17 protein-coding genes are annotated in these 18,905 nt (G+C 32.2%); 12 read left to right on the forward strand and 5 right to left on the reverse strand.

The features are described 5' to 3' along the window. Nucleotides 1-33: 33 nt before the first annotated feature. Nucleotides 34-147 carry a P-loop NTPase fold protein gene (locus ASC41_RS16785; RefSeq protein ID WP_152971434.1) on the reverse strand — a complete coding sequence of 38 codons (114 nt, stop codon included), beginning with the start codon at nt 145-147 and terminating at the stop codon, nt 34-36. 227 nt (nt 148-374) lie between these two features. Between ASC41_RS16785 and ASC41_RS07135 the strand changes: the two genes are divergently transcribed. Next, complete coding sequence (locus ASC41_RS07135; RefSeq protein ID WP_055435947.1) at nt 375-1,139, forward strand: Eco47II family restriction endonuclease; 765 nt, start codon at nt 375-377, stop codon at nt 1,137-1,139. On the opposite strand, the gene ASC41_RS07140 is transcribed toward ASC41_RS07135, so the two are convergent. The 4 genes from ASC41_RS07140 to ASC41_RS07155 form a co-directional block, all read right to left on the reverse strand. Next, nucleotides 1,112-2,356, reverse strand: coding sequence for a DNA cytosine methyltransferase (locus ASC41_RS07140; protein ID WP_055435948.1), 1,245 nt, complete (start codon nt 2,354-2,356; stop codon nt 1,112-1,114). The two genes, ASC41_RS07135 and ASC41_RS07140, sit on opposite strands and share 28 nt — an antisense overlap. Nucleotides 2,357-2,479: 123 nt before the next feature. Further along, nucleotides 2,480-3,280 (reverse strand): hypothetical protein, encoded by an 801-nt coding sequence (locus ASC41_RS07145; protein ID WP_055435949.1) that lies wholly within the window; start codon nt 3,278-3,280, stop codon nt 2,480-2,482. Nucleotides 3,281-3,400: 120 nt separating this feature from the next. Beyond that, nucleotides 3,401-4,468 (reverse strand): methyltransferase, encoded by a 1,068-nt coding sequence (locus ASC41_RS07150; protein ID WP_055435950.1) that lies wholly within the window; start codon nt 4,466-4,468, stop codon nt 3,401-3,403. Between the two features lie 82 nt (nt 4,469-4,550). Continuing rightward, the gene (locus ASC41_RS07155) at nt 4,551-6,512 is read right to left on the reverse strand and encodes a YgiQ family radical SAM protein (RefSeq protein ID WP_055435951.1); all 1,962 of its coding nucleotides are present in this window, start codon (nt 6,510-6,512) and stop codon (nt 4,551-4,553) included. Nucleotides 6,513-6,836: 324 nt separating this feature from the next. Here ASC41_RS07155 and rplM point away from each other — a divergent pair, with 324 nt between their 5' ends. The 11 genes from rplM (at nt 6,837) to rpoN (ending at nt 18,883) form a co-directional block, all read left to right on the forward strand. Next, complete coding sequence (gene rplM, locus ASC41_RS07160; RefSeq protein WP_055435952.1) at nt 6,837-7,292, forward strand: 50S ribosomal protein L13; 456 nt, start codon at nt 6,837-6,839, stop codon at nt 7,290-7,292. Continuing rightward, nucleotides 7,292-7,678 carry a 30S ribosomal protein S9 gene (gene rpsI / locus ASC41_RS07165; protein ID WP_055435953.1) on the forward strand — a complete coding sequence of 129 codons (387 nt, stop codon included), beginning with the start codon at nt 7,292-7,294 and terminating at the stop codon, nt 7,676-7,678. The genes rplM and rpsI overlap by 1 nt, the downstream gene beginning before the upstream one ends. A 202-nt stretch (nt 7,679-7,880) precedes the next feature. After that, nucleotides 7,881-8,666 (forward strand): 30S ribosomal protein S2, encoded by a 786-nt coding sequence (gene rpsB / locus ASC41_RS07170; protein ID WP_055435954.1) that lies wholly within the window; start codon nt 7,881-7,883, stop codon nt 8,664-8,666. Between the two features lie 83 nt (nt 8,667-8,749). Further along, the gene (tsf, locus tag ASC41_RS07175) at nt 8,750-9,709 is read left to right on the forward strand and encodes a translation elongation factor Ts (protein WP_055435955.1); all 960 of its coding nucleotides are present in this window, start codon (nt 8,750-8,752) and stop codon (nt 9,707-9,709) included. A gap of 160 nt (nt 9,710-9,869) precedes the next feature. Further along, nucleotides 9,870-10,592 (forward strand): UMP kinase, encoded by a 723-nt coding sequence (gene pyrH, locus ASC41_RS07180; RefSeq protein WP_055435956.1) that lies wholly within the window; start codon nt 9,870-9,872, stop codon nt 10,590-10,592. A gap of 160 nt (nt 10,593-10,752) precedes the next feature. Then, on the forward strand, nt 10,753-11,310 hold the full coding sequence (gene frr / locus ASC41_RS07185) for a ribosome recycling factor (RefSeq protein WP_055435957.1): 558 nt from the start codon (nt 10,753-10,755) through the stop codon (nt 11,308-11,310). A 68-nt stretch (nt 11,311-11,378) separates the two neighbouring features. After that, entirely contained in the window at nt 11,379-12,119 is a 741-nt protein-coding gene (locus ASC41_RS07190; protein ID WP_083477159.1) for a TlpA family protein disulfide reductase, read from the forward strand. Between the two features lie 3 nt (nt 12,120-12,122). Next, entirely contained in the window at nt 12,123-13,391 is a 1,269-nt protein-coding gene (locus ASC41_RS07195) for a DUF5686 family protein (protein ID WP_055435959.1), read from the forward strand. A gap of 52 nt (nt 13,392-13,443) precedes the next feature. Further along, nucleotides 13,444-15,855, forward strand: a complete 2,412-nt coding sequence (locus tag ASC41_RS07200; RefSeq protein WP_055435960.1) for an efflux RND transporter permease subunit — start codon at nt 13,444-13,446, stop codon at nt 15,853-15,855. 45 nt (nt 15,856-15,900) lie between these two features. Then, a complete protein-coding gene (gene asnS / locus ASC41_RS07205) occupies nt 15,901-17,331 on the forward strand; it encodes an asparagine--tRNA ligase (RefSeq protein ID WP_055435961.1) in 1,431 nt (476 codons plus the stop codon). A 94-nt stretch (nt 17,332-17,425) separates the two neighbouring features. Then, nucleotides 17,426-18,883 carry an RNA polymerase factor sigma-54 gene (rpoN, locus tag ASC41_RS07210; RefSeq protein WP_055435962.1) on the forward strand — a complete coding sequence of 486 codons (1,458 nt, stop codon included), beginning with the start codon at nt 17,426-17,428 and terminating at the stop codon, nt 18,881-18,883. The last annotated feature ends 22 nt before the right edge of the window (nt 18,884-18,905 follow it).

Raw genomic sequence — 18,905 nt, forward strand, 5'->3', positions numbered from 1 at the left:
TTCTAACAATGATAATGATAAGTTTGAATCACTTTAGAATTCCCATGCTTCAAAAAAGAACGTGTTAAAATCTCCTTTTAATTCTTTTTCAAGATATTTCATTAGAGTACTTTTCCCACTTCCCCATTCTCCATAAAGAGAATACATTTTAATTTCTCAGAATTGATATTTATTACTATGTAAAAAAGTTTTAATTATCTCTCCTTTATCTATGATTCCAAGATAATCATTTTCAGATGTTAAATTTTCTATTGGTAGATTTGGTAAAAATTTTGACATAAAATTCGTTTTTTTAAAAGTAATAAAAAATTTATTTTCATATACTCAAAAAAGATATTTTAGTTTTATTAACTTGCTATTAGAATAATACAACCATGGCTAATAAATATTTAAAATACATTTCAGACGAACATCTTTTAAAATGTATTGAAAACCTCAACAATTCTTATATCTCAGCTAAGTCTGGAGTAGACACGAAAAAGTTTTACAAAAATAAAGTTGATACCATTAAAATGACTTTTGATTCTAAATTTAACGAGTTAGATGAAGAAACACTCATTAAAACAGAAATTAGTCGTCAAATAGATAAATCTATTAATAATTTTATCGGAACATTTCACGAAGAAATTTTAGGAGGAATTAAAGGCTTTGAAATTGGTAAACTTAGTGGATACGACGTAAAAGCCAAAGACGATACTCTATTTGCTGAAATCAAGAACAAACACAATACAATGAGTAGCTCTTCAGCAGAAGCAGCATTCCAAAAACTCGCACGTTTTGCTGATGATAATAAACAAGCCGAATGTTATTTAGTACAAGTCTTAGCCAAAAAGTGCTTTATAAAAAAATGGAGTGGAATTATAAATGGAAAAGAATACAGTCATAGTCGAGTAAATATGATTTCAGGTGACCAATTTTATAAATTATTAAGCGGAAGAGAAAATGCTTTTTTCGAATTATACAAAGTACTTCCTAAAGCAATTTCAGATTTTATAAAAATGAAAGACAGCAAAGATGTTGAATCAACCTCAGCTCTTGAAGAAATTACAAATAGTTCAAACAAGTCAAAAAGGTCAATTTTAGACGAAATCACTTTCGAAAACTACAATCATTATTTAGGTTTTGATAAGCTCGAATGATAATCATTTAAAAACTTAATAATAGAATACCCTATTTCTGTACCCAAATTACAAGGCACAGCATTTCCTATTTGCTTGTATTGCTGTGAAACAGAACCAATAAATTTCCAGTCGTCTGGAAAGGTTTGAATTCGAGCATACTCACGAACAGTAAAAGGCCTTGTTTCATCTGGATGGCATCTTTCAGTTTGCTTTTGAGCAGGACTACACGTTAAAGTTAAACTAGGTTCATCCCAACCAATACGTCTAGCCATTCCCGTTTTTCCTCCACCTAAATAAAAGCTTTTTCCCATATATTCCTTTTGTAAGTCTAATGGTAAATCTCTCCAATAGCCTTTTGGTGGCACTAAATCTAAAACTACTTTTTTATGTTCAGGATATTTTGAACCTTCAGATTTTGGAACATCAGAATTATAAAGCTTTCCTTTCTTTAATGCATCAGATAAATTATAGATAGTTTGATACGGTTTTGGATATTCATATTTAATATCAATATCTTTTCTAATACCAACCAAAATTATACGTTCGCGCTTTTGTGGTACTTTGTAGTTAATAGCTTTTAAAACCTCAACAGGAACAACGTTATAACCAATCTCGTCAAGAATTGATAGCATTCCTTTAAGCGTTTCACCTTTTTCGTGAGAACGCAAGCCTTTTACATTTTCGCCAATACAAATTGGAGGATTGACTTCTTTTACAGCACGAGCAAATTCATAAAACAAAGTTCCTCTTGCATCTTCTAAACCTAATTTTTTCCCTGCATAACTAAAGGCCTGACAAGGAAAACCGCCTGTAACAATATCAACCTCTCCTTTAAATTCTTCAAAACTAAAAGATTTAATATCTCCTTCTAAAACGTTCCAATTTGGCCTATTTTCTCTTAAAGTTTGACAAGCCCATTTATCAATTTCGTTTAAAGCAGCACATTTTATTCCTGCTTTTTCAAGACCAATCGCTAAACCTCCAGCTCCCGCAAATAGCTCTAAAACTTTAAATTCTTTAATCGGTTTTTCAGAATTATCAATGACTTCTTCAAGATTATCAAATAATGGTTTTATCAAATTATTGATATCCTCTTTTTTGTATATTCGATACTTGCTTATGGGTTCTCTTAAAGCCTCAAGTGTACCGTTTTTATCCCATCTTCTTAGAGTGTCAGTAGTTTTACCTAATAATTCAGCAGCTTCAGAAATAGAATAGTAATTTTTAATAACCATATTATGCAACCTTATGTATTGGTTACAAATTTATGAAATTATTTTTGAATTATTTGAAGTCTTTTGATTTATTTTTTATTCTAAAATTTTATAGCAGAGAATAGAAAAATCAACTTCAACAAACTACTCTCCCCTAAAATACTCCACACACTTAATAGCAGGATTCGTTTTTCGGTTTTTAAAAGCATGTGTAAAACTGCTAATTATTAAAATAGCAGCACCAATTGCAGCGGTATACGCTACAGTAGTATTAACATCAGTATTAGCTACGTAAATAGCAATTAAAGCCCAAGCACCAACAAGAGCAAATTCGCGCATGTTACGTGTCCAAGTAATCATTAAGTTTATTACCATTGCGATACCAATAAGTAAAATAGTCCAAACGGTTGGAGACAGACCGAAACCATCCCAATTGTATTTTACTAAAACTGCAGAGACGTTTGCAATACTTGCTACCGTAACCCAACCACTATAAATTACAAAAGGCCACCATAAAAAAAGAATCACAGAAATGGGTTCGTCTACCAATTCCATGCTGTTTTTAAGCACTATTTGTATTAACGAGACTAGTAGTATAAAAATAAAAACAGAAGACAACAGCGTGTAACCATAAATCCAGGTTACAATCCATAATATATTAGCAATACAAGACAGTAAAAACCACCAACCTGTTTTAAGCACAAAAGCATCGTCTCTTACGTTTACAAAAAGGCTACGTCCTTGGTAAATAACAAATCCTAAAACCATTAAATATATGATTCCCCAAATAGAAAACGCATAACCTGCTGGTGTAAATAAAGTATTATAATCTTTAGACACTTCACCAATAGTGGTGTTATTTAATAAACCTGTGTTGGATAAATAGTTCATTACAATAACACAAACAAAAGCAAAAGCATTAATTATTTGAAGTCGTTTTTTCATAGTATTAAAAATATTGAATTAAAATTTAATCAAAATTATCTACATAAAAAACTAAAAGTCTCCGCTACTTTATTTTTTTAGCACTAGCCTGTGCTTAGTAAAAAATGAGCAACCTTAGGTTTAAGCATTAACCAATTCCCAAAGCTCCACTTCTTCTTCAGCACGCCAATTTTGATCGCGCTTTGTTTTATCTGAAGCCAGTTTTACTTTACGTGTTAAGCAGTTTTCTAATTTAAAACGGCCACCTTCAGCCAATTCCTTTTTAATAGGATGTTCACTTTCAACATCGGTAATTTCAGCAATATTAGAAAATATAACAACAAGCTTTCCTTCTGGTAATAATCGTTTTTTAGCTTCCGCAAAAAACTCAGGAAACAAAGTATCGTTATAATAAATAGCTTCGTCGTTTTTATCTAAATCGTGAGACGCAGGTAACCAAGGCGGATTAAAAACAATTAATTCGGTTTGCTTTTCAAACTTACCAAAAAGAGGTGCAAAATCAAGTTCTATTTTACGAGACATTTTTGTTTCTCCCATAGATTTGGTTAAACCAACAATAGCATTTGGGTTAGTATCTGTACCAAACACTTTCTGGAAACCATGTTTTACCATTTGAAATGATAACACACCACTACCGATACCAACATCTATTGCAGACTTTTTAGGACCTTCATATCTTTTTAACCAATTATCGAACAGTATTAAATGATCGAAACGTGTTGGAAAATACACACCGTAATACGGATGAATTTTATTTCTTAACACAGGTAAAATAATGCCGTTTTTATGCCATTGCCAAGCACTATTAAGACCTTGCACTTTAGTAAATGGTAATAAAAAATTAGTATCCTCTGGATATAATTCTTCTAACCAACCAATAGCTGGTGCTTTTTTAACCGTTAATTTATGATCTACAATTTTTATATAAATAAGCTTCGCCAGTTCTTTATAAGCCAAACGGTAATCGCGCTGCTCCTGGAAAGTCTCGTTAGGATACTTACCTTGCAGATGCTTATGTAACGCTTTAAGCAAGTCTAGACCATTACTGTAAAATTCTGTTATCATTACAGGCTTACCAGCTTCTAATCCTTTAATCGTACGATTAAGGTTTATAGAGCGATTAAACTGCACTAAAGGCTGTTCTGGTAAAAAAGGTGCTGGTTTGTTTATAATTATATCAGAAATCATAGGTATGTATGCGTTAAATTGAATTGCGTAATAATGATATTAGCAAGACGTACTATTAAATTATTTTGTTGAAATGTAGAGACTAACGTCTCTTATTTTTAGACTTAAACTTAGCCTTATTCTTCCTTTGATTAAAAGGAACATTAGGCACAGCATCATTAAAGGTGTTTTTAGCATCACCTTTAGGTTTGTTTTTACGCCATTTATCGTCTTTATCCGGAAGTAGTACTTTTAGTAAATCTTCACGACCTAATTTGTTTAACGTCTTTTTTATCCACGCTTTATTTTCGTCTTTATACCAGAAGAAAAAACGATGTTGCTCGTCTTTCTCTTTTTGCGAAATTGGTGTATTTACTTTTTTAAGCGTGTAAGGATGGTAACCACTATAATAAATTACAGTCGCCACCGTCATTGGTGTTGGTGTAAAACCTTGTACTTGCTCTAACTGGAAACCAAGATCTTTAGTCTCGGCAGCTAGGTTGGCCATATCTTCAACCTCACATGCAGGATGATTAGATATAAAGTATGGTATTAATTGAAGCTTTAATTTCTTAGCGACATTAATTTTATCGAAACGTTCTTTAAACTTATGGAAGTATTTAAACGATGGCTTACGCATTAGTTTTAAAACAGGATCACTAGTATGTTCTGGTGCTACTTTTAGTCTACCAGAAACGTGCTTAGTCATTACTTCTTCAGTATAAGCATCTAATTCTTTTGGATCTGCATTTTTATTAAATTCTGGCACTAACATATCATGCCTAATACCTGAACCTATAAACGATTTTTTAACCTTTGGATGCTTATCTACCGCTTGATACAATTCGGTTAATGGCTTATGTGACGTATCTAAATTACTACAGATTACTGGTGAAATACAAGAAGGTGCCACACACTTGTCGCAAATAGATTGTACTTTACCTTTCATTTGGTACATGTTGGCACTTGGTCCACCAATATCAGACAAATAGCCTTTAAAATCTGGCATATTAGCCACAGTATCTACTTCTTTTAAAATAGATTCTTGACTACGAGAGGCAATAAACTTTCCTTGATGTGCCGAAATGGTACAAAAGCTACAACCACCAAAACAACCTCTATGGATGTTAATGGAGAACTTTATCATTTCGAACGCAGGAATTGGTCCTCTTTTATTATATTTTGGATGTGGTAAACGTGTATATGGTAAATCGAAAGAGGCATCAATTTCGGCTTCCGTCATCGTTGGATAAGGCGGATTTATCATCAAGGTTTTATCACCTACTTTCTGAAAAATACGTCTTGCTGCCAATTTATTAGACTCCTGCTCGATTACTTTAAAGTTAGAAGCGTATTTCTTCTTATCCTTTAAACATACTTCATGCGATACAATTTCTACATCTTCCCAATTTGCATTTTTAGGTATTGCTTCGTCTTTATCTAATAGAACAGCCGTTTGTAATACTGTATTTATGCTACTAAAAGGCACTCCTCTTTCTAATAAACGTACAACTTCTCGTAAAGGTTGCTCACCCATACCGTAAACTAGCATATCTGCTTTAGAAGTTTCTAAAATAGAAGGCATTAATTTATCGCTCCAAAAATCGTAATGTGTTACACGACGTAACGATGCTTCAATACCACCAATTAAAACAGGAGTATCTGGCCATTTCTCTTTTAATATCTTAGAATATACAGAAGTGGCATAATCTGGTCTAAAGCCAATGTCTCCATTTGGAGTATAGGCATCTTTATCTCTTTTCTTTTTATTAGCATTATAGTTGCTAATCATAGGATCCATACAACCACCAGTAACACCAAAAAACAATTTTGGTTTACCCATTTTCACAAAATCCTGAAGATTGTCTTTAACGTTAGGTTGTGGAACAATTGCAACACGCAAGCCAAAACTTTCTAACATACGTCCAATAACTGCTGGACCAAACGTTGGGTGATCTACATAAGCATCACCACTAAACAGGATAACATCTAGTGCTTCCCATCCGCGTATTTTCACCTCTTTATTAGTGGTAGGTAACCAATCTGAAAGTTTTAATTCTTGCATAACGCTGCAAAAATAGACAAAAAATGACTCTTATCTATTATTATAAAAGGCTTTAGCTTAAAATTATGAGGTATCTTTTTATATAAATAAAAAACAATTGTCCTATTATAGTATGCTGTTTTATCTTTTAACTAAGAAATAAACAATACGATGCAGTTATAAACAGTTGGTTTTCAAAAATGAGAAGGTAATTAACAAAGCTGCAAAACATATGAACAAAGTTATCAAATAAAATACGCCATACTATTTGGTAATCAATAAGATTGTCGTAAATTTGCAAACTCTTTTTAAGAGAGGAATGTTTAATTATAAAATTTAAAAATTGTGGATACAATAAGCTACAAAACCATTTCAGCCAATAAAGCTACTGTCGATAAGCAGTGGGTTTTAATTGATGCTGATGGTCAAACTTTAGGGCGTATGTGCTCTCAAGTCGCAAGACTTTTAAGAGGTAAGCACAAGCCAAGCTTCACACCTCACGTTGATTGTGGAGATAACGTAATCGTTATCAATGCAGAAAAAATCATCTTAACTGGAAACAAGTGGAATGACAAATCGTACATTCGTCACACAGGTTACCCAGGTGGTCAAAGAAGTTTAACTGCTACTGAATTGTTCGGAAAAGATCCGTCAAGATTAGTAGAGAAATCTGTAAAAGGAATGTTACCTAAAAACAAATTAGGAGCAGCACTTTTCAGAAATTTAACTGTTGTTACAGGAACTAAGCACGCTCACGAAGCGCAAAAGCCTACAGTAATTAACTTAAACGAATTCAAGTAATGGAAGTATTACACAAAATTGGTCGTCGTAAAACGGCAGTTGCTCGTGTTTACCTAAAAGAAGGTAAAGGAAACATCACGATTAACAAAAAAGACATTAAAGACTACTTCGATACAGCAACGTTACAGTACAAAGTAAACCAACCGTTAGTATTAACTAACAACGAGGAGACTTTTGACATTAATGTAAATGTATTTGGTGGTGGTATCACTGGTCAAGCTGAAGCTATCCGTTTAGCAATCTCTCGTGCAATGTGCGAAATAGATGCTGAACATAGATTAGTATTAAAGCCAGAAGGTTTATTAACTAGAGACCCAAGAATGGTGGAACGTAAGAAATTCGGACAGAAGAAAGCCCGTAAGAAATTCCAATTCTCGAAACGTTAATATTATCCTTCAACAGTATTGGAAATTTGTTTTTCACTTTTTCAATAGTGTTGAAATCACAAAAAAATAAAACAGTTATTGTTGTCCTAGTGTCTTTAAAACTAAAGCACAGGATTTAGTCTAGCATCTAAATAATTAAGGCGAATTTTAATAAATGACCACTTAATTATTGCTAATTCAACAGAACGTAAACTATTACAAAATGGCAGTAGAAGTAAAAGAATTACTTGAAGCAGGTGTACACTTCGGTCACCTTACACGTAAGTGGGATCCAAACATGGCTCCTTACGTATATATGGAACGTAACGGTATCCATATTATCAATTTATATAAAACAGCAGCTAAGATGGACGAAGCTGGAGAAGCTTTAGCGAAAATCGCAGCCTCTGGTCGTAAAATCTTATTTGTAGCTACAAAAAAACAAGCAAAAGACATCGTCGCTGAAAAAGCGGGAGGTATTAACATGCCTTTTATCACAGAAAGATGGCCTGGTGGAATGTTAACTAACTTTATTACTATTAGAAAAGCAATCAAGAAGATGGCTACTATTGATAGAATGAAGAAAGATGGAACATTTTTAACTTTATCTAAAAAAGAACGTTTACAAGTTGACCGTTTAAGAGCTAAGTTAGAAAAGAATTTAGGTTCTATTGTTGACATGACTCGTCTTCCAGCAGCTTTGTTTGTTGTAGATATTAAACGTGAGCATATCGCGATTAAAGAAGCACAGAAATTAAACATTCCTATTTTTGCAATGGTAGATACTAACTCTGATCCACGTCAAGTAGATTACGTTATACCATCAAATGATGATGCTTCTAAATCGATCGATAAAATTTTAACGCATGTTACTGAAGCTATCACTGGTGGATTAAATGCGCGTAAAGCTGAAAAAGATGCTAAAGCAGAAGGTAAAACTGAAGCTAAAGTTGAAAAAGCGGCTCCAGCTAAAACTGAAAAAGCAGCAGCTAACGAAGAAGAAGAATAAAACAATAAAATTATTACAAATAAAGTCGTTTAGTTCTTTCCTAACAGAAATTAATTAAACGACTTTTTTAAATTATATTTACTATGAGTGATGTAAAAATTTCAGCAGCAGAAGTAAACAAATTAAGAAAAGCTACTGGTGCAGGTATGATGGATTGTAAAAAAGCCTTAGTGGAAGCTAAAGGTGATTTTGATGAAGCAATCAACGTATTACGTAAAAAAGGTCAAAAAGTTGCAGAAAAGAGAGCTGACAGAGATTCTTCTGAAGGTGCTGCTGTTACAAGAATTAATGCAGACAATACTGTTGGTGTTGCTATTGTATTAGGATGTGAAACAGATTTCGTTGGTAAAAACGAATCTTTCTTAGCATTAGCTGGACAATTTGCAGATATCGCTATCAACTTTGATAACAAAGAAGATTTCTTAGCTGCAGACTTTGGTGGTATGACAGTTGCCGAAAAATTAGTTGAACAAACTGGTGTTGTAGGTGAGAAATTAGAAATCAATGCATTCGAGAGATTAGAAGCTCCTTACGTTGGTACTTACGTTCATATTAATAAAATTGGTGCATTAGTTGGTTTATCTCAAGCAGAAGAATCAGTAGCTAAAGATGTAGCAATGCAAGTCGCTTCTATGGGAGCAACTTCTTTATCTTACAAAGGTTTTGATGCTTCTTATGTAGCAAACGAAACTGAAGCAAGAATTGCAGTTATAGAAAAAGATAATATTGAATTAGGCCGTTTAGGTAAAACACTTAAAAACGTACCTCAATATATTTCTATGGCTCAATTAACTCCTGAAGTTATGGCTAAAGCAGAAGAAGATGCTAAAGCTCAATTGGCTGCAGAAGGTAAACCAGAAAAAATCTGGGGAAATATCTTACCAGGTAAAATGGATCGTTTTATTAGTGATAACACAACTTTAGATCAAGAACAATGTTTACTTGACCAAAAATTTATTAAAGACGAAAAGCAAACAGTTGCAGCTTATGTTGCATCTAAAAATGTTGAAGTAACTGCTTTTAAGCGTGTTTCTTTAGGATAATTTGTCTTTCCACACTTGATGTGGAATTTTCAAGAATATATATTATAAAAAGCCACTACTCTATTTTTAGAGCTAGTGGTTTTTTTTATGCTTAAAAACACTTAATTTTGCGTAACTAAAATTTCCGCGAAAGCGAAAATAACACACAGCGACATTCAACATGAAATACAAAAGAATCCTCCTAAAACTATCTGGTGAAGCCCTAATGGGAAATCGCCAATATGGTATTGACCCAGAACGTCTAGCAGAATATGCACAAGACATTAAAGCTGTAACAGAAAAAGGTATTGAAGTTGCCATAGTAATTGGTGGTGGAAATATTTTTAGAGGTGTTGCAGGAGCTATGAATGGAATGGATCGCGTTCAAGGCGACCACATGGGAATGTTAGCAACTGTTATAAACGGTTTAGCATTACAACAAGCACTTGAAGATGCAGATGTAAAAACGCGTTTACAAACCGCTATTAAAATTAACGAAGTTGCTGAACCTTTTATTAGAAGAAAAGCAATGAGTCATTTACGAAAAGGACGTGTAGTTATTTTTGGAGGAGGAACAGGCAACCCTTATTTTACTACAGATTCTGCAGCTGTTTTAAGAGCTATAGAAATTGAAGCCGATGTTATTTTAAAAGGGACTCGTGTAGACGGTATTTACAATACCGATCCAGAAAAAGATGCTACTGCAATAAAATTTGATCATATTACTTTTGACGATGTCTTACGTAAAGGCTTAAAAGTTATGGACACAACTGCTTTTACATTAAGTCAAGAAAACGATTTACCAATTATTGTATTTGATATGAATACAAGAGGAAACTTAATGAAAGTAGTTACTGGAGAAAACATTGGAACTCAGGTAAGTTTATTACCAAAAAGTAAGTAATATAAAACCTTAGAAATCGATAAATTTGTATCAGTTTCTATAATTGTTTACTTTAGTATTTAAATTAAGAGACATACTACCACTTGATTAAGTTTAAAAGCCTAAATAAAATTTGGCTTAATTCTTGAATAAAGCAGAGTAGTAACAAAAATTTTTAACAATGAACGAAGACATTCAATTTATAATAGATAGCACTAAAGAGTCTATGGAAAATGCTATCCTACACCTTATTAAACAATTTTCTAATATTCGTGCTGGTAAAGCTAGTCCTGCAATGTTAGGTAGTGTGATGGTAGATTATTACGGTTCTCAAACACCATTAGCACAGGTAGCAAATGTAAACACTCCAGATGGTAGAACAATTACTGTTCAGCCTTGGGAAAAAAACATGATTCAACCTATTGAAAAAGCAATTCAAATTGCAAACCTAGGTTTTAATCCAATGAATAATGGAGAAATACTTATTATTAGTGTCCCACCTTTAACGGAAGAGCGTAGACGTGATTTAGCAAAGCAAGCAAAATCTGAAGCTGAAGATGCTAAAGTTGGTGTGCGTAATGCAAGAAAGGAAGCTAACAACGATATTAAAAAAGTTGATGGCGTATCTGAAGATTTACAGAAAAATGCTGAAGCAGATGTACAAACCCTTACAGATGCCTCCTCTAAACGGATTGAAGAAATCTTAGCAAGCAAAGACAAAGAAATAATGACGGTTTAAACGTTAAAAGCGACTTAATTGTCGCTTTTTTTTATACGAGGACTATTAACTTTATCGTTTATATAATTATGCGCTATCTAAAATCCATATTCCTCTTGTGTGCTTTATTGTTTTCTACAATAGGTTTTACTCAAGATTACAAGTTCATTCCTAAAAAACAAGAACGTTTAACAGATGAGCAGGTTAAAACCATGCAAATCATGATTACTCCAGATGTTTTACTATTTAATGAAAAAGGTGAAATTCTTCCAATGTCTAATATGGAATTAATGGCTAATCCTGATTACAAACCATTATTTTATGCTAACGATGAAGGGAAAATTAAATCTGTAATATTTCAGAAAAAGAGTAATCATCCTATTTTAATTAAAAAAAATCCTGAAGCAGATTTCGCAAAAGGAGAAAAAGCACTTGATTTTATTGTTACAGACTTAGAAGGAAACACAATTAAGCTTTCAGAATTAAAAGATAAAGTGGTTGTTTTAAACTTTTGGTTTACAAAATGTGGTCCTTGTGTTGTAGAAATGCCAAAACTAAATGAGCTTGTAAAAGAGTATGAAGATAAAGATGTTGTTTTTTTAGCAATAACATTTAACAAAGAAGGTGTTGTAGATCATTTTTTATACGAAACAGAGTTTAATTATACTATAGTTCCAAATGCAAACGATGTAATTAATATGTATGGTGTACAAAGCTATCCTACAAGTATTGTAATTAACAAAAAAGGAGAAATAGTACTTAAAGAAATTGGATACAGAACAAACATTAAAAGTGTTCTTTCTAAAGCTATTAAAAACCAACTAAAATAATATATGCGCAACCTTTGGTTATACACGCTTTTCTTTTGTTGTGCATTTACATTAAATGCGCAAACACCAGAAAAAGATACCGAAAAACCACAAGACTCGACAAAGTCTAGTGCACTTTTAAAGCAAATAGGTAATGGTTTCTTCCCTACTAAACTTTGGAATTTTGACTTACGCTATTTAGTTAAGTTTAATCAATATGAAGGCTTTAGAACTGGATTAGGAGGTGTAACTAATGATGAGTTTTCAAAAAACTTTAGAATAGATTCTTATGGCGTATATGGATTTAGAGATCATCGTTTTAAATACAAACTTGGTGGTGGTTTTCTTTTAAATGAAAAAACTAAGAGCTGGCTTAACGTTTCTTACACAGACGATTTAATGGAAACCGGTAGTTCTAATTTCTTAACAGATGGAAGAACATTCTCTTTTTTCGAACCACGTTTACTTAATATTAGTTTATTTCACAAGCACATTACTTCGGCTATTTCACTTGAACACGAAATAAGTCCAAAGTTAATAACAGAGACCGAAGTTGCTATTAGTAACATCACTCCAACTTACGACTACAACTATATTCTAAATAATACTTCTTACAATTCTTTTGAAACTACAATTGCTAAAGTTGCTTTGCAATGGAGTCCTTTTGTAGAATATGAAACTGTAAATGGAAAAACTAAAACTACAGTAGATGGCTATCCTAAGTTTACTCTACAGTACAGTAAAAGTTTTAAGAATGTTTTGAATGCTGATTTTAATTTTTCGAAATTAGACTTTAGAACCATTCATAAAGTTACGCATAATAAAGATTCTCATACCATAGGAACTTTTTCTTTAGGCCTAGCACATGGAGACACTCCATTAACACATTTATATCATGCATATCCAAATAACATTAACAAAGAAACTATTTTAAATCGTTTCTCTGTAGCCGGAATTAATAGTTTTGAAACGATGTTTTTCGACGAGTTCTTCTCAGACCGATTTGCAACCATGGTAGTTAAACACTACGTAAAACCATTTCATATTAGTAATTATTTTAAACCACAGCTGGTTTTAATAACACGTTATGCAGTTGGTAATATGAATAATGTTTCAAGACATGAAAACGTTAGTTTTGGAACTTTAAAAAGTGGTTACACAGAATCTGGCATAGAATTAAACAAACTACTACTAGGTTTTGGTTTAAGTTTCACTTACCGATATGGTGCATATCACCTACCTAAAGAAGAAGATAATATTGCTCTTAAATTCACTTTTAATATTACATTATAATTTCGTAAAATCTATAGGTTTTCCATACCTTTGAAGCTCCTTTTAAAGCATCATGGCGAAACAAACAAAATCCAAATTTTGGGACATAGTGGCTAGACTAATTTTACGTAATAAAATTGGTATTCTTTTAGGCATTATAATAATTACTATTTTATTTAGTACACAATGGAAATACATGCGCTTCACTTATACCGAAGCAAATTTATTACCAGACGATCACGAAGTAAATATTGAATACAACAACTTTTTAGATGTTTTTGGAGAAGAAGGCAATCTTATTGTTTTAGGGGTTAAAGATTCTACTCTTTTTACCGTCGAAAAATTAAATGCTTGGAATGCACTCTCAGATAGTTTTAGAACTTCACACGAAGTAGAAAGCGTTGTCTCAATTAAAGATTTACAAAAACTTGTAAAAAACACAAAAGAACAAAAGTTCGATTTAGAACCTTTTATTAAAGATTCGGTTAAAACTACTGCACAAATAGAAGTGCTTCAAGACGAGCTTTTTAATAAATATCCTTTTTACGATAATTTCTTATTTAATAAAGAAACAAAAACAGTAAGAACGGCTATTTACCTTAAAAAAGACTTGGTAAATACACCAGCAAGAAAAGATTTTGTAATTGAAACTTTAATGAAAAAAGTTAAGGTTTTTGAAGACACCTACAATCTAGATGTTCGTGTTTCTGGAATGCCTTACATAAGAACTTTAAATGCTCAAAACATTGTAGATGAAATTGGTCTATTTGTTTTAGCCGCATTAGGTATTACATCTTTTATATTCTTTTTATTCTTCAGATCTTTTAGAGCAACATTTATTTCTCTAATAGTTGTTTGCGTTGGTGTAATGTGGACACTGGGAATACTCGGTCTTTTAAAATACGAAATCACTGTTTTAACGGCATTAATTCCACCACTTATTATTGTAATTGGAATTCCTAATTGTATTTTCTTAATTAACAAATACCAACACGAAGTAAAACTACACGGTAATAAAGTAAAATCTTTACAACGTGTAATTACCAAAGTTGGTAATGCTACGTTAATGACTAACGTTACTACAGCCTCTGGATTTGCTACTTTTATTATAACAGAAAGTAAATTATTAAAAGAATTTGGAGTCGTAGCATCACTTAGTATATTGGCCATATTTATACTTTGCTTACTTATCATCCCAATTTTATACACCTTTTTACCTTACCCAAAAGAACGCCATTTAGAACATTTAAATAAAAAATGGATTGGTGGTTTTGTAGATTGGACTGTACGTATGGTAAAAGAAAAACGTATTGCTATATATGCAACCTCTTTAGGCTTAATAATAGTTTGTATTATTGGTATTTACAAAATTAAAGTTTCAGGAAGTTTAATAGAAGACATGCCAAAAAATGCAGAGTTCTTTAGTGATATTCGCTTTTTTGAAGAGGAATTTAATGGTATCATGCCAATGGAAATTATGGTAGATACTAAGCGTAAAAAAGGAGTTATGAAATCGACGACCTTAAAACGCATGGAACAGATTGAAGATTTAATTACAGAAACACCAGAGCTATCTCGACCAATTTCAATCGTTAGTCTTGTTAAATACTCTAAGCAAGCTTACTATAATGGTAACCCTAAATATTATCAATTACCAACAAAACAAGAAGAGGCCTTTATTTTACCTTATGCTAAAAACTCTACCTCTGGAGAAGGCAATCTATTAAATAATTTTGTTGATTCCACCGGACAATATGCTCGTATTACTACATTTATGAAGGATATTGGAACCGATAAAATGGAACGTATCGAAGAAAATCTTCTTAATAAAATAAACAATGTTTTCCCTAAAGAGAAATACAACGTTAGTATTACAGGAAAAGCTTTAGTTTTTCAAAAAGGAACAACTTATTTGGTTAACAATTTAGCTTTATCGTTATCACTAGCGATATTACTTATTTCGCTGTTTATGGCTTATATGTTTCGTTCTTTTAGAATGATTATTGTATCGCTAATACCTAATTTATTACCATTAGTTGTAACCGCTGGATTAATGGGCTACTTAGGTGTCCCAATAAAACCATCGACTATATTAGTATTTAGTATTGCTTTTGGAATATCTGTAGATGATACTATTCACTTTTTAGCAAAATACAGACAAGAGTTACAAGCCAATAACTGGAAAATTAAAAAATCGGTTTATGCCGCATTAAGAGAAACTGGAGTAAGTATGTTTTACACCTCTATTGTTTTATTCTTTGGTTTTTCAGTCTTTACTATTTCTAGTTTTGGTGGTACTGTTGCATTAGGAGCTTTAGTTTCGGTAACATTATTATTCGCTATGTTATCTAACTTACTATTACTACCATCACTATTATTATCTTTAGAACGTAGTATTGCTAATAAAGAAACACTAAAAAAACCTTCAATAAATATTATTCCTATTGAAAATGATTCTGATGAAAAATCTGAGGAAACGGAATAATAAAACGAGGTAAAAAATTATATTTGCTATCTAATAAATACAAAAATGACAAAATTAACAATTGCACAATTATTAAAAGAAACAAAGCTACAGCAAGTAGAAGCAAAAGGTTGGGTTCGTACCTTTAGAGCTAAAAGATTTATCGCCTTAAATGATGGTTCTACTCTTAATAATATTCAATGTGTTGTTGATTTCGAAAATACAGATGAAGATACTTTAAAACGTATTACAACAGGTGCTGCTGTTCATATTAAAGGAGAACTAGTGGAAAGCCAAGGTAAAGGACAAAGCGTTGAAATTGTTGTCTCTTCTATCGAAATTTTAGGTGATAGTGATCCTGAAACATATCCTATTCAACCTAAAAAACATTCGTTTGAGTTTTTAAGAGAAAATGCTCATTTACGTACACGTACCAACACTTTTAGTGCTGTTATGCGTTTACGTTCTGCATTATCTTTTGCTGTGCATAAATACTTTAACGACAATGGTTTTAATTACATGCACACACCTATTATTACTGGTAGTGATGCAGAAGGTGCAGGAGAAATGTTTAGAGTAAGTACTTTAGATCAAAAAAATCCACCATTAACAGAAGACGGAGCGATAGACCACTCTAAAAACTTTTTTGGAAAAGACACAAATCTTACGGTTTCTGGGCAATTAGAAGCAGAAACTTATGCTATGTCTTTAGGTAAAGTATATACATTCGGACCAACATTTAGAGCAGAAAACTCTAACACTTCTCGTCATTTATCTGAATTTTGGATGATTGAACCTGAAGTTGCATTCATGGATTTAGCCGGAAACATGGATCTAGCAGAAGATTTCATGAAGTCTGTTATCTCATACGTTTTAGAGCATAATGCTGAAGATTTAGAATTCTTAGATCAACGTCTATTTGATGAAGAAAAAACAAAGCCGCAAGCAGAACGTAGTGAGTTACGTTTAATTGAAAAATTAAAATTTGTAACCGATAATAATTTTAAACGAGTAAGCTATACTGAAGCAATAGACATTCTAAAAAATTCTAAACCTAATAAAAAGAAAAAATTCAATTATATAATTGAAGAATGGGGAGCCGACTTGCAGTCTGAACACGAGCGTTTCCTTGTAGAAAAACACTTTAAATGTCCCGTAATTTTATTTGATTACCCAGCAAACATTAAAGCATTTTATATGCGTTTAAACGAAGATGGTAAAACAGTTCGTGCTATGGATATTCTTTTTCCAGGTATTGGAGAAATGGTTGGAGGTTCTCAACGTGAAGAACGTTTAGATGTTTTAAAAGAGAAAATGGCAGTTTTAGATATTTCTGAAGAAGAATTATGGTGGTACCTAGACCTACGTAAGTATGGAACTGCGGTACACTCTGGTTTTGGTTTAGGTTTCGAACGTTTAGTTATGTTTGCAACAGGAATGAGTAATATTAGAGATGTAATACCTTATCCTAGAACACCACAAAATGCTGAATTTTAAAAAGCATACCACATAAATAATTATTAAAACAATCTACTAATATCCATATTGTAGATTGTTTTTTTTATTTTTATACTTATACCAAATTAATATTATGCTTAAACAATACTTACAGTTCAAATTATCACAGAAATTGTCTCCGCAACAAATTCAATTAATGAAATTGATACAGTTGCCTACGCAAGCTTTTGAGCAACGTTTAAAGCAAGAATTAGAAGAAAATCCTGCTCTTGATACTGGAAAAGAAGATAAAGATAATGAGTATGAGGATATGGATAATTCTCAAGATGAGTATGATGACAACGATAAGATTGAGGCTGAAGATATAAATGTAGACGATTATTTAAGCGATGATGAAATTCCAGATTACAGAACAAGCGTAAATAATTATAGTGCAGATGACGATGAAAAAAGTATTCCTTATGCTTCCGGAACGTCTTTTACACAACATTTAAAAACACAGTTAAACACGTATCGTTTAAACGATGAAGAACGTGATATCGCTGAGTTTTTAGTTGGAAGTGTTGATGAAAGTGGATACATCCGTCGAGAATTAAGTGATATAATGGACGATTTAGCTTTTACCCAAAATGTATACACTACAGAAGATAAAATTGAACATGTACTTAAAATAGTGCATCAATTAGATCCTGCCGGTGTTGGAGCAAGAGATTTACAAGAATGCTTAAGTATTCAGCTTAAAAGAAAGGAACAATCTCCAGATGTAGCTTTAGCATTAAATATTATAAATAATGCTTTTGAGAGGTTTACAAAAAAGCATTATAAAAAGTTAATGTCTAAATTCGATATTAGTGAAGAGCAACTTAAAGATGCCATTCATGAAATAGAACGCCTAAACCCTAAACCTGGAGGAAGTTATTCTGGTAATACTAGAATGATAGAACATGTAATTCCAGATTTTGCAATCAAAATTGTAAATGGTGAATTAGAGCTAACTTTAAATGGAAGAAATGCTCCAGAACTACACGTATCTAGAGAGTATAATAATATGCTTAAAGGCTACAAAGAATCTAAAGAAAAGTCTAAATCACAAAAAGATGCAGTCATGTTTATCAAACAAAAACTCGATGCTGCAAAATGGTTTATTGAAGCTATAAAGCAGCGTCAGCAAACTTTATTTGTTACTATGAGTTCTATTATGCATTACCAAAAAGAATACTTCTTAACAGGTGATGAGCGTAATTTAAGACCCATGATTTTAAAAGACATTGCAGATGAAATTGAAATGGATGTTTCTACCGTTTCACGTGTTGCTAATAGTAAATATGTAGATACACCTTACGGAACTAAATTAATTAAAGAATTCTTTTCTGAGTCTATGACTAACGATCAAGGCGAAGAAGTATCAACTAGAGAAATTAAAAAAATTCTAGAGACTGTTATTGAAGAAGAAAATAAAAAGAAACCATTAACAGACGAAGCTTTGGCTAAAATTTTAAAAGAAAAAGGCTATCCTATTGCAAGAAGAACAGTTGCCAAGTATCGAGAGCAGTTAGATATCTCTGTTGCAAGATTAAGAAAGGAATTATAATATCAAATTTTAGACTAGTAAC

Source organism: Lacinutrix algicola (genome assembly GCF_001418085.1).
Classification (GTDB): Bacteria; Bacteroidota; Bacteroidia; order Flavobacteriales; family Flavobacteriaceae; genus Lacinutrix; species Lacinutrix algicola.

Excerpts from the sequence above, each read along its gene's own strand:
- ASC41_RS07155 (WP_055435951.1), bottom strand. The coding sequence starts at position 6,512 with ATGCAAGAATTAAAACTTTCAGATTGGTTACCTACCACTAATAAAGAG.
- ASC41_RS07150 (WP_055435950.1), bottom strand. The coding sequence starts at position 4,468 with ATGATTTCTGATATAATTATAAACAAACCAGCACCTTTTTTACCAGAA.
- tsf (WP_055435955.1), top strand. The coding sequence starts at position 8,750 with ATGAGTGATGTAAAAATTTCAGCAGCAGAAGTAAACAAATTAAGAAAA.
- frr (WP_055435957.1), top strand. The coding sequence starts at position 10,753 with ATGAACGAAGACATTCAATTTATAATAGATAGCACTAAAGAGTCTATG.
- ASC41_RS07145 (WP_055435949.1), bottom strand. The coding sequence starts at position 3,280 with ATGAAAAAACGACTTCAAATAATTAATGCTTTTGCTTTTGTTTGTGTT.
- rpoN (WP_055435962.1), top strand. The coding sequence starts at position 17,426 with ATGCTTAAACAATACTTACAGTTCAAATTATCACAGAAATTGTCTCCG.
- rpsB (WP_055435954.1), top strand. The coding sequence starts at position 7,881 with ATGGCAGTAGAAGTAAAAGAATTACTTGAAGCAGGTGTACACTTCGGT.
- ASC41_RS07195 (WP_055435959.1), top strand. The coding sequence starts at position 12,123 with ATGCGCAACCTTTGGTTATACACGCTTTTCTTTTGTTGTGCATTTACA.
- ASC41_RS07140 (WP_055435948.1), bottom strand. The coding sequence starts at position 2,356 with ATGGTTATTAAAAATTACTATTCTATTTCTGAAGCTGCTGAATTATTA.
- ASC41_RS07190 (WP_083477159.1), top strand. The coding sequence starts at position 11,379 with ATGCGCTATCTAAAATCCATATTCCTCTTGTGTGCTTTATTGTTTTCT.
- ASC41_RS16785 (WP_152971434.1), bottom strand. The coding sequence starts at position 147 with ATGTATTCTCTTTATGGAGAATGGGGAAGTGGGAAAAGTACTCTAATG.
- asnS (WP_055435961.1), top strand. The coding sequence starts at position 15,901 with ATGACAAAATTAACAATTGCACAATTATTAAAAGAAACAAAGCTACAG.
- pyrH (WP_055435956.1), top strand. The coding sequence starts at position 9,870 with ATGAAATACAAAAGAATCCTCCTAAAACTATCTGGTGAAGCCCTAATG.
- rpsI (WP_055435953.1), top strand. The coding sequence starts at position 7,292 with ATGGAAGTATTACACAAAATTGGTCGTCGTAAAACGGCAGTTGCTCGT.
- ASC41_RS07200 (WP_055435960.1), top strand. The coding sequence starts at position 13,444 with ATGGCGAAACAAACAAAATCCAAATTTTGGGACATAGTGGCTAGACTA.
- ASC41_RS07135 (WP_055435947.1), top strand. The coding sequence starts at position 375 with ATGGCTAATAAATATTTAAAATACATTTCAGACGAACATCTTTTAAAA.